An 11,585-nucleotide genomic window follows, 5' to 3' on the forward strand; every position below is an offset into this window, starting at 1 on the left:
TTGCAACTTTTTGCGGCTGGAAAAAGTTGATAAAATTTTTATAAAAAGATATAATTTGACAAAATATAGTTGTTTAGGCATATATAAAGTTAGTTATAAAATGAAAAAAATATGCAAATGGGCTAAAACTGAGATAGAAATAAAATATCATAATGATGAATGGTGTAAGGTTTGTCATGATGAAATAAAATTATTTGAAATGCTTATACTTGAGAATATGCAGGCTGGTTTAAGCTGGAGATGCGTTTTAAATAAAAGAGAAGCTATGAGAGAAGCTTTTGACAATTTTGATTATAAAAAAATATCTAATTACGATGAAAAAAAGATTGCATCTCTTTTAGAAAATAAAGCTATTATTAGAAACAAAAGAAAAATAGAAGCCATGATAATAAATGCAAAGAAATTTATGGAAGTTCAAAAAGAGTTTGGTAGTTTTTATAAATATATATGGAGTTTTACAAATAATGAAGTTTTATATAATAAACTAAATTACGATGATGCACTTCCTGCAGAAAATGAACTTTCAAAAACTGTAAGCAAAGATTTAATAAAAAGAGGCTTTAAGTTTGTAGGAAGCATTATAATATACAGCTATTTAGAGGCTATAGGTATTATTAATGACCATTATCAAGATTGCCCTTTTAAATAATATCTTTTAAGCTATAATTTTATTATTTATCTTTTCCAGTGATTGCTTCTACTATATTAACCAAGTTTGAAATAGAGCGGTTAAAATAAACAAGTACATCACCATATAAATGGGCATTTAATGCTGGTATTAAAGATTTATCAACATTATCATAATGCCTTTGTCTTGCTTCATAATAGAAACCTTTTATTTGATGATACTTCTCCATAGCTTCTTCATAAGTTTTTTCTTTGTTTATAGAATAATTATTAAGTATAAGAGTTGATAAATAATCTATAAACTCTTTATTGTTATGAAGCATTTGAAGTATATCTTTTTTCTGTATTTCATTAAATAAAGTTTTTTTCTCATTTCCTTTAATAATAGCTTTACCCAAATCTTTTAAATTATCACCTAAGTTTTCGTAGTATGTACTGATATTTATTAGTGAAGCTATATCAGCAGAGTTTAGAGTATTTTTTCCAAGAAGCTTAAGCAAGAATGTATGTATTTCATTGTCTGTATTATCCAGCATTTTTTCATGGTCGCGAATTTTATTAAGAAGCTTTTCACTTGGGCTATCAAATAATTGTTCTATTCTTGATAACATTTTTTGAGCGATTTCTCCCATATATGCAACTTCTTTTCTTACCTCTATTTCAGCAGAAATAGGCATATGCAAAAGTCTGTCGGATAATAAGCTAATATGTTTTTCTCCATCTTTATCTTTAATAATCAAGCAAACAATATATTCTAATTTATCAGTGAGGAAGAAAAATACTATAACATTTACTATATTAAAAATAGTGTGAGCAGCAGCAATATAGAAAGATATATTAACATAATTATTATTAACAACTAAATCAGGTCCTCCTGATACCATAAATCCAACTATAAAATCAACAAGTTTAAGATAGTATGGGAATAGGAAGAACATATAAAATACACCGAATATATTGAATAAACAATGCACTAAAGCGGCTCTTTTAGCATTAATAGAAGCACCTATTGTAGCAAGTACAGCAGTTATAGTAGTACCAATGTTTTGACCAAGTATCAAAGCAACAGCAGTAGGGTAGTCAATCAAACCAACAGTAGCAAGAGATATTGTAACACCTAAAGCAGCACTACTTGATTGTATTATAGCAGTTACAACAGTTCCTATCAATACACAAATAAATCTTCCTTGAAGAGTGTATGCATTTGCCATTAAAAATAAGTTTTTAAAATTCTCAGAATCTCTTACACCCTCAAAAGCCATTTTCATTAAAATAAGCCCATAGAATATCATACCAAAGCCCATTAATATTTCGCCGAAGAATTTTATCTTTCTGCTTTGGCTTGCAAATATTACTATAATAGCACCTATACCCAAAGAAGGTAAAGCTAAAATATCTATATCTAATGAAATTATCCAACCAGTAACAGTAGTACCAATATTAGCACCCAATATAATATTTATAGCTTGAGATAAAGTTAATATGTTTGCATTAACAAAGCTAACTGCCATTACAGTAACAGCACTACTAGACTGTACTATAGCAGTAATTGAAAAACCAAGAGCTATACCTAATATTTTATTTTGAGTAACTTTATGAAGTATTTCTTTTAATGTGTTTTCAGTACTTTCTTGAAGACCATCAGAAAACACTTTAAGTCCATACATAAAAAGCCCAAAACCGCCTACCAATGAAAAAAGCAAAGTGAGTATCATATTTCCTCTTTTATTAATTTAACTCAAAATTTAAATTGTGAAACTTCTACAACAATATTTTGAGCTTTATCTAAAGCATTATTGCTATTTATAGCCCCCTGTTCAGCTATAGCCGAAGTTTCTTGAGTTATATTATTAAGCTCCGCTACTGCAGAGTTTATTTGTGATATACTTTCTTCCTCATTTGTAATAGCATTAGATATACCAACAAGCAAATTTGATACTTCATTAACAGATTTTTCTATTTGGTTTAATATATATGATGAAGCTTTTACCGAAGTGCTTCCAAGTTCAATTTTTCTAACAGTATCATTAATTATATCAGATATATCTTTAGCAGCATTAGCTACATTATTTGCCAAACTTCTAACCTCATTAGCAACAACCGCAAAACCTTTACCTTGCTCTCCCGCACGTGCGGCTTCTACAGAGGCATTCAATGCTAATATATTTGTTTGTAAAGCTATTGATTCAATTATTTTAGTTATATCAGAAACCTTTTTACTAGATTCTGCTATATCTTCCATATTATGTGAAGTATCCTCTACAGCATCAACACCTCTTTTTGTAGATTCAAATACTTCTTCACTCATTTTCTTAGCATCAATAGCATTGTTAGCTGTTTCTTTTAATGAAGCTGATACAGATTGTATTGAGCTAGCTAATTCTTCTAATGCACTTGCCTGTGAATTAGCTCTGTCAGATAAATTAACACTAGCAGTTGTTATGGAATTAACTGAATTATTAATTTCATTTATTGAGTTAGTGAGATTGTATATTACTTTACCTAAAGTTTTTTGCATTTTATTTAATGCTCTTACTAATTCTCCAGCCTGATCTTTTTTATTTAATTCTTTTTCATTAAATTCTATATTAAAATTACAATCAGACATAGTTTCTATTATTTTTACAGTATTATTTAATGTAGTAGATAAAGGTTTAGCTATTAAAATTACAAGTCCAGCCTCTATTCCTATAAGAAGTATAAATACCACTACTATTAATATGTAAAGCTTGTAAAACATTGCATTAAGTGCTTTTTTAGATATATCAGATACGAATATCCAATTTGTATCTTTTATTTTTGATGATATATGTGTGAACTTTGTATTAATAAATGTAAAATTATCATTATTTAATATATTATTTTTATTTTCTGTAAAGTTAGGGTTTGAGAATATATTATTTTTTAATATACTGTTCTTATCAGCATTAAATAAATATAGTCCTGCATCATTAATTATATAAATATTATATCCATATTTTTTGTTTTCATTTATTGTAGATTGTATAAACTTTTCAAAATCTATGTCAAACCATAAAACACCATATACTCTATTATTTTTATATATAGCTTTTGCAAAAGATGCTATAGTTTTGTTATTTTTTATATATGGTGTAGCAGTTATAATCTTATTGTTTGTCATAACGTCTTTGAACCATTGTGTCGATGTGGGGTTATAGTTTCCCAATGGTTCATTATTGGCATTTATGTAAAAGCCGCCTTCATTGTATGGTATAACATCAGAATAAAATATATTAACTAAATAATTATTATTTTTTAATACATTTTGAAATACCTCTAATGCCTTATCATTATTATCTTCTTTTTCTAAATATGCAGAAAGTACATTAATTTCAACTATTAAGTTTTCTACATTGTTTTCTAGTATGTTTTTTAATTTTATTGTGTTATCTTGGCTATTTGTCATATATGTATTTCTATATTGCGGAGCATAAATAAAATATATAGCGATACATATTAGTATGATAAAAGTTATATATGGTATTAAAAATTTAAGTATTAGACTATTTTCTTTAAAAATATTGTTCATTATTTTTGATAACTTCTTAAACACATTAACCTCTAAAATTTTAAAAACATCTTTTTTATTATATTAATTAAATTGATTTTATGCAAGTATTTTATTTATTTGAATATTTCCTATATATAAATTGAGAAAGCCTCATATATGAAGACTTTCCCAATTTTTTTATTTGTATATAGTAGGTATTTTTTATTTGTCTAATTTAATTATTTAGTTAAAAAATCTTTAACTACATTTGCAGCAGCATTACATACTACATTATCTATTGCAGTACCTATTACAAGTATATTTACACCTGTATTTTTGAAAGCTTTATAATTAGTTATATTAATTCCGCCTTCAGCTAATGTAGGTACTTTAACAGCAGAAACCAAAGCTTTTAATCTTTCCTCTATTTCAGGGTGTATTTCTCCTGCTTTAACGCCTTCATAACTCATTCCAGTCATTAAGCCAATAAAATCAACCCCAATTTTTTCCATTTCTTTAGCAACATTTTTTACATCATCAGGAGTTTTAGCCGGTATACCAAATGTATGTAAATCAGTAGGCTGTCCAATATATGCATCCACTAATAAACCATATTTATGGGCTTTTTCTACTAATTCTTTTAAATCTTCAATAGATGATTTATGCGTATGTAATCCATCAGCACCTGCTAAAGATATTCTCTGAAAATCACTATCTTCCAATATTATAGGCATAACTTCAGTAAATCCTCCAGGAACACCAACTGTAATATATATATCATCTCCAACTACATTTCTTACTCCAGATACAACCTCAAGCATCTTTTCTAAAGGAAGCTCATGTCTTACTTTTTCAGCATTATGCATATTATTGATGCCTTTATATCCTCTAGCTAATACAACAGCAGGGTGATTTGGTTCTAATAGTTTAGCACCAGCATCTACTACAGCCTTAGCAATTCTAGCATCATCTCCAGTAATTCCTGTACTTAATATTGTATATCCATTTCCTTCTTTTATGGCATCAAGTACTTTTTTTCTAGATATTTCCATTTTTTTAATCATGTCATTTCTTATCATCTTTATTAACTCCTTAAATTATTTATCCTGTGCTTTTGATATTTTATTTACTATAACAGTTAGCAAGAAAGCAACCAAAAAACTAGTAAGCATTGCAATTACAAAGCCTACAGGTGTAGTGGAAAGCCCAGGAGCTATTATAGCTGGAACATAAGCAGTACCTCTTACATTAAATAATCCTACCACAGCACCTCCAACAGCAGAAGATACTATAGCACTAGCAAATACCAATTTGTTTGAGAACATAAACGGATAAGAAGCTTCTACAAATGTACCAAAACATACATTGATTAGAAAACCAGGTACAGCTATTGATTTATCATCTTTTCTTCTAGGAGCTATAATATTAGCAAAAGTGATACCAGCAGAACACATAACAAGTCCAACCATATCTATAGAACCTAAAAAGCTGTTTCCAGTAGCTTCCATTTCTAATAGAACTATAGGCAATATTGCAGCATGATATACCCCGCCAATAATAGCAGGCCATATTAATAATCCCCCAACTACACCAGCCAATATAGGTGAGAATGATATAATAGTTTCTAATAACTTTTTTATACCCTCTCCTATAAATAAAGCCACAGGTGCTAGTAAGAAATAAACTAAAAGACCTGCTATAATTCCAGATAAACCTCCTGCAATTATATTAGCAGTAGTAGCCGGCACTCTTAAATCAAAACATTTAGTAATGATAAAATAGCTAAATAACCCAGCTAAAATACCGCCAATAATCCCGCCAATAATGCCTCCCTCAACAGATAATACACCAGATATTACACCCGCAACTATTCCAACTTCATCTAATCCAGATACTTGCTTAGCTGCTATTACAGCAACCATAACAGGGAGAGCCTTTATTAAAATATCAAAAACATCTGTTAGCTTTTCTAAACCAGGTATTTTACTCACAGCAAGTATTAATGCCATAGATATAAATCCTGGCAAAGCTCCCATCATAATTCCTCTAAAATTTATTCTCTTAAATACATTCTCTTTTGTTGATATGCCAGAAGAACTTCCGCTAGAACCTATTACTGGTCTATATTTTATATTGAAATATTTACTTAAACTTGTAATAGCTGATATTGCTCTGGTTCTATTTGTAGTGCCGGTTGTACCAGAAACTGCTATAACATTTGCACCATTAGACTGCAAATCTGCCATAGAAGCTCCGCCTGTACCAACTATAGGTATTTTTTTGCTTATTGCCGCATCAATACTTTTTTTGTTAATATTTGAAGGGTCGCAGCTCATTAATATTAGTCCGTCTATATTACCACTCTCTATAATATTGGCTAATTCTAAATCATATTTCTTTGCATCTTCATTTATCTCTGATAAAGTCTTTACCTCTGTGCTTACAATCTCCCCATTTTCAAGCCTAAATATAGATGCCTTTGCTGTCGGCTTTATATTATCCATAGGAGCATCTGCACCTATAAATAAAATATTAGATATTGCAATTTCTGTAGAGTCCGTTTGTAATTTTATCTCTGATAAAAGTTTTACAGGGTCTTTACCGCCTAAATTGTATAAATTTCCCCCACTACTTCCTATGATTGCTATATTTTTCATATATTATATCCTTTGATGTGAGTGTAATATATACGTATATATGCTATATAGTATAGTAAAAAATACTTACTTGTCAAATTATTAGTTATAAAAATACGTATTTTTTATTCTCTCTGTAATACGGTTGTAAAAATATACTCGCTTCCTATGTAATTAGCTATAACTGTATATAATGGAATGTTGTCTATTGTGAATATTGTAGCGTTCATCATCAATATGGCATCTCCATCTTTAATAGAAAGAATTTTTGCCATATCTGACGGGGCATTAATTGCTTCAAAAGTATATTTTCCATAACTAATTTTTATATTATATTGATTTTCATATAGATTGAATAATGAAGTATTTGGAGATACATATTTGTCTATATCAGGGCAGAGCTTTTCATTTATATATGTTTTCTCATAACATACTATTTTATTTTCAGCTAATCTTAATCTTTCTATAAAAAATACTGATTCATTTTTTTTTAATTCCATTTTGTTTGCAATATCATCATTTGGAATAATTTTTTCTGCTCTATATACTATACTTCTAGGAGCTTTATTTTCTCTTTTAGAAATTTCACTAAAACTTTCAATAGAAGCTAATTTGTAATCTAATTTTTTTTCTTTAACATATGTAGCTATACCGCTTTTGGAATATAGAATACCTTCAAATTTAAGTTTAGATAAAGCCTTTCTTAATGTATCTCTACTTACATTGTATGATTTTAATAAATCTTTTTCTTTAGGTATTTTATCTCCTCTTTTCCATATTCCATTATCTATTTTTTCTAAAATATCATCATATACTTTTTTATATAGAAAATTATTGCTCATAATAAACTCTATTTTTTAATTTTAAAAAATTAATTAATAATATCTAAGTGATATACTTCCTCTTTTTATTGTAATAGTGACTGTAGAATTGCTTAATTTTAATTCTATTTCATTATTTCTCTTTCTATCTTCTCCCATAGTCCAAGCTCTATTTTGTGGTTCAAATAATCCTACTTTTGTATTTCCAAATCTATTTTTCTCTTCTAAAAATATTTGAACATCATAATATTTTATTACTATACCGTCAATTCCTTTTATAGTTTCTTCTGTAATTTTTAAAGGTGCTACTAATGATGAGTTTTTAATTTCATCTTCTGTCATATCTTCTACATTATTAGAATTTAATACATAATATTTTTTTTCGTTTATATATATAGATTGTATTTCAGAATCTGCTCCATATTTTACTATTTTCTCTTTAGCATCATCTTCTTTTAATGTTTCTTCTTTAGTGTTATTATTTTCTTTAGTTTCAGATTTATCATTAATTTCTGTTTTATTATTATTATCTTTTATATTGTTACTGTCTTTTGCTGTTTCTAGTGTTCTGCATCCTACAGTGCATAAAATAATAATAAAAGTTATCATCTTTTTAAACATTTATCTTAAACCTCCAAATTATTATATATATAAATCAAAAATAATAACTATTGTAAAAAGTAATATATATATTTTCGGTAAAATATCTAAAATGTATTATAAATATTTAAATTTACAATTTTTCAAAAATGTATTAAAATATTCATATAGGAGTTATTAATTATGAATAGATATGATAGTATGATTTTTAATAGATGTGGTAAAAGCGGCTTAAAATTACCTATAATATCTCTTGGTTTATGGCATAATTTTGGTGAGAATTGTGATTATAATAATATGAAAGATATTATAAATACTGCTTTTGATAATGGTATAACACATTTTGATTTGGCTAATAATTATGGTCCTCCATATGGAGCTGCTGAAATTAATATGGGTAAAATTTTAAACGAAGGTTTTAATAAATATAGAGATGAAATTATAATAAGCACTAAAGCAGGCTATGATATGTGGGATGGACCTTATGGAGATTGGGGCAGTAAAAAATATATAATAGCGAGTATTAATCAAAGCTTAAAAAGACTGAATCTTGAGTATGTTGATATATTTTATCATCATAGAATGGACAGTGAAACTCCACTTGAAGAGACTATGGAGGCATTGACTAGAATAGTAAAGAGCGGAAAAGCTTTATATATTGGTCTTTCTAATTATGATGGAGCTACTATGGAGAGAGCTTCTAAAATATTAACATATGCTAATGTGCCTTTTATAATTAATCAGAATAGATATTCTATATTTGATAGAACTATAGAAAATAATGGACTTAAATTAAAGGCAAAGAAATTATCAAAAGGAATAATAGCTTATAGTCCTCTTGCCCAGGGTTTACTTACAGATAAATATATTGACGGTATACCTAGCGACAGCAGAATGGCTACAGATGGAAGATACTTGAAAAAAGATGCTATTACAAGAGATAGATTAAGACAAATAAAAGAACTTAATGACTTAGCTAAGGAGAGGGGGGAAACTTTAGCACAAATGGCTTTGAGATGGGTATTAAAAGACGAAGAGATTACAAGTGTTTTAATAGGGGCTTCTAAACCTAGCCAAATAATAGAAAATCTTAAAATAATAAATAAAAATAATTTAACAGATTTAGAACTTAAAAAAATTGATGATATAACTTTGTAAGTAGAGTAGACAGTATCTAAAATAATTAAAACATAAAAAAGCCTATGATAGAAAAACATATCATAGGCTTTATTATTTAAAAGAGTTTTACTTTAAATTAAACATAGTCTTCGGTATATAATCATCTATAATAACGCTGTTTTTTAAGTTTCTCTTGCTCTGTATAGCCATCATATTATATTTTGAAGCACCAATATTTTGATTGTCTATATTAACTGTTCTTTTTTCAGCCATATCTAAATCTATGTTAGATGTTCTTAATTGGTCAAAATATTCACTAGCAACAACAAAATTCTTGAAAGCCATTTGCTCATTTTCTATTTGGTTACTTACAACAGAATTATAAGCATAAGATACACCTATATTATTATGTAAACTAGCTAAATAACTAATAAACATAAAGTCTTTTTCTGTACGCATTTCAAATTTATCTCTTCTGCTTTCTAATGCCTTATTCAAAGCATTTCTATAAAAACCATTAGCTAAATTTGCTCTGTCTAAATGAAGAAGAGAATTACCTAAAGCATACGATACAATGCTGTTATCAGGATTTTTGTAGAATAAATCATTGAATCCCTGAAAAGCTAAATCATATTCTCCATCTAAATAGTATATCCAAGATAAATTATAAAGTAATTGGTCGCTTCTCAAATCTGGTGCCAAATTATCATAAGCTATCTTATAATGTTCTTTTGCTTTTTTATAATCATTATCCTGATAAAAATACAAGTTAGCTAAATTAAAGTTAGCATCTGGATATAAGCTATTTTTCTCTAATGCTAATTTGAAATTATTAATAGCACTTCCATATTCTTTTAAGTTATAATATATCTGTCCAAGCATATTATACACATATTCCTCTCCAACATTATAAGGATTAGAAGTATATAGAGGGAGAGCTGAATTTATTAATATCTCTTTAGCTCTATCATAGTGTTTTAATCTAGCTTCATAATCTGCATATCCTACAATAGATTCTAAATTATTTGTGTATTTTGCTAATAATTTTTCAAACAATTTTCTAGCACCATAAAAATCATCTTTATCCAATAAATATTTTGCTAATTTAGGATAAACCTCATCATCTATATATCCGCTTTTTAATCTATTTATATGATTTTGCAAATCTTTAACATCTTGATAATTATCTTGATATATTTTTATAAGCATTACTCTTTTTCTTGGTATAACATTATCTCCAAATTTATTTATCATTTCTCTGTAGTTTTCATAAGCATTATTATAATAATTAGGCTCTACTAGAGTTTTAGCTCTGCTTATCATAAGAACACCAAGGTCATCATATATTCTCTTTAAATCTTTTTCTTTATCAGTGTAAGTCATTAAATTATTATACAACTCTTCACCACTGTCATAATCTTCTTTTGATAATTCTTTTTCACCTTTATTTCTATAGTAATATCCAAATAAAAGTCTAGTATCAATATTTCTAGGTTTTATGTCTACAGAAGTTTCTAGTTTTTTTAATGCATAATCAAAAGCAAATCTATCTATATATTCTTTTGCATACTTATTGTACCATTTTATTTTTTTAGGAGTTAATTTATCACCTTTAGCAAAATTTCTCTCTGCTTCATCAAATTGGCTATTATATATATTTTCTAAACCCATTTTGAAATATCTATTAGCTAAAACAGGCTTATATATAAATTGATATGAAAATAATACTATACCAACAAATAATATTAAGAATATTGCAGCAACTCTTATTATCTTAGCATATTCTTTCAATGAGCTAGGAATAGGTATAATATCTAATAATCCACCTCTAGAATCTGAAATACTTAAACCTAATTCATTATTAATGAAATCTGTTATATATTCATTAGACTCACCTTTCTCTAGAGCTTTTAATAATTTTTGCATAGAGTTTTTGGAGAGTTTTTCATTTAATATAGCATCTAAAACATGATATCTAGTAATAGGAGATAATCTTTTTATATTGTCTATAACTTCATCATCATTTATATCTTTATCAACATCATCATATTTTGATTCTCCTAGACTATCTGCAGAATCTGGAGAAGGTAATGTATTTTCTTCTTCAATTATTCTTACATTACCAGCAACATTTCCAACCATTAAGTTATCATCAGTATTTTCTATAGTATTATCTGTTATATTTTCTGTTTCATCTTGAGTGGTAATATCGTTATCTAATACTTTATCTAAATCATTAGCATCATCTTCTTTAGTGTCTTTCTCATCATC

9 protein-coding genes are annotated in these 11,585 nt (G+C 27.5%); 2 read left to right on the forward strand and 7 right to left on the reverse strand.

Annotated elements, in window-relative coordinates; translation table 11 throughout:
• Positions 1-100 precede the first annotated feature (100 nt).
• Entirely contained in the window at positions 101-649 is a 549-nt protein-coding gene (locus E6A48_RS08740; protein ID WP_219709772.1) for a DNA-3-methyladenine glycosylase I, read from the forward strand.
• A gap of 22 nt (positions 650-671) precedes the next feature.
• Here E6A48_RS08740 and E6A48_RS08745 read toward each other — a convergent pair whose 3' ends face one another.
• The 6 genes from E6A48_RS08745 to E6A48_RS08770 all read right to left on the reverse strand — a co-directional run bounded on the left by E6A48_RS08745 (position 672) and on the right by E6A48_RS08770 (position 8,216).
• The gene (locus E6A48_RS08745) at positions 672-2,342 is read right to left on the reverse strand and encodes a Na/Pi cotransporter family protein (RefSeq protein WP_219709774.1); all 1,671 of its coding nucleotides are present in this window, start codon (positions 2,340-2,342) and stop codon (positions 672-674) included.
• 23 nt (positions 2,343-2,365) lie between these two features.
• Positions 2,366-4,201, reverse strand: coding sequence for a methyl-accepting chemotaxis protein (locus E6A48_RS08750; protein WP_219709776.1), 1,836 nt, complete (start codon positions 4,199-4,201; stop codon positions 2,366-2,368).
• Positions 4,202-4,377: 176 nt separating this feature from the next.
• The gene (locus E6A48_RS08755) at positions 4,378-5,217 is read right to left on the reverse strand and encodes a beta/alpha barrel domain-containing protein (protein ID WP_219709778.1); all 840 of its coding nucleotides are present in this window, start codon (positions 5,215-5,217) and stop codon (positions 4,378-4,380) included.
• 18 nt (positions 5,218-5,235) lie between these two features.
• Entirely contained in the window at positions 5,236-6,795 is a 1,560-nt protein-coding gene (locus E6A48_RS08760) for a PTS sugar transporter (protein ID WP_219709780.1), read from the reverse strand.
• 104 nt (positions 6,796-6,899) lie between these two features.
• Positions 6,900-7,616 (reverse strand): GntR family transcriptional regulator, encoded by a 717-nt coding sequence (locus tag E6A48_RS08765; protein WP_219709782.1) that lies wholly within the window; start codon positions 7,614-7,616, stop codon positions 6,900-6,902.
• A 33-nt stretch (positions 7,617-7,649) separates the two neighbouring features.
• The gene (locus E6A48_RS08770; RefSeq protein ID WP_219709784.1) at positions 7,650-8,216 is read right to left on the reverse strand and encodes a hypothetical protein; all 567 of its coding nucleotides are present in this window, start codon (positions 8,214-8,216) and stop codon (positions 7,650-7,652) included.
• A gap of 162 nt (positions 8,217-8,378) precedes the next feature.
• Here E6A48_RS08770 and E6A48_RS08775 point away from each other — a divergent pair, with 162 nt between their 5' ends.
• The gene (locus E6A48_RS08775) at positions 8,379-9,353 is read left to right on the forward strand and encodes an aldo/keto reductase (RefSeq protein ID WP_219709786.1); all 975 of its coding nucleotides are present in this window, start codon (positions 8,379-8,381) and stop codon (positions 9,351-9,353) included.
• Positions 9,354-9,440: 87 nt separating this feature from the next.
• Here the strand turns inward: E6A48_RS08775 and flcA are convergent.
• Positions 9,441-11,585, reverse strand: a 2,145-nt coding sequence (flcA, locus tag E6A48_RS08780) for a periplasmic flagellar collar protein FlcA (RefSeq protein WP_219709788.1), incomplete at its 5' end; no start/stop codon positions are given.

The organism is Brachyspira pilosicoli (assembly GCF_019402445.1).
Lineage (GTDB): Bacteria > Spirochaetota > Brachyspiria > Brachyspirales > Brachyspiraceae > Brachyspira > Brachyspira pilosicoli_B.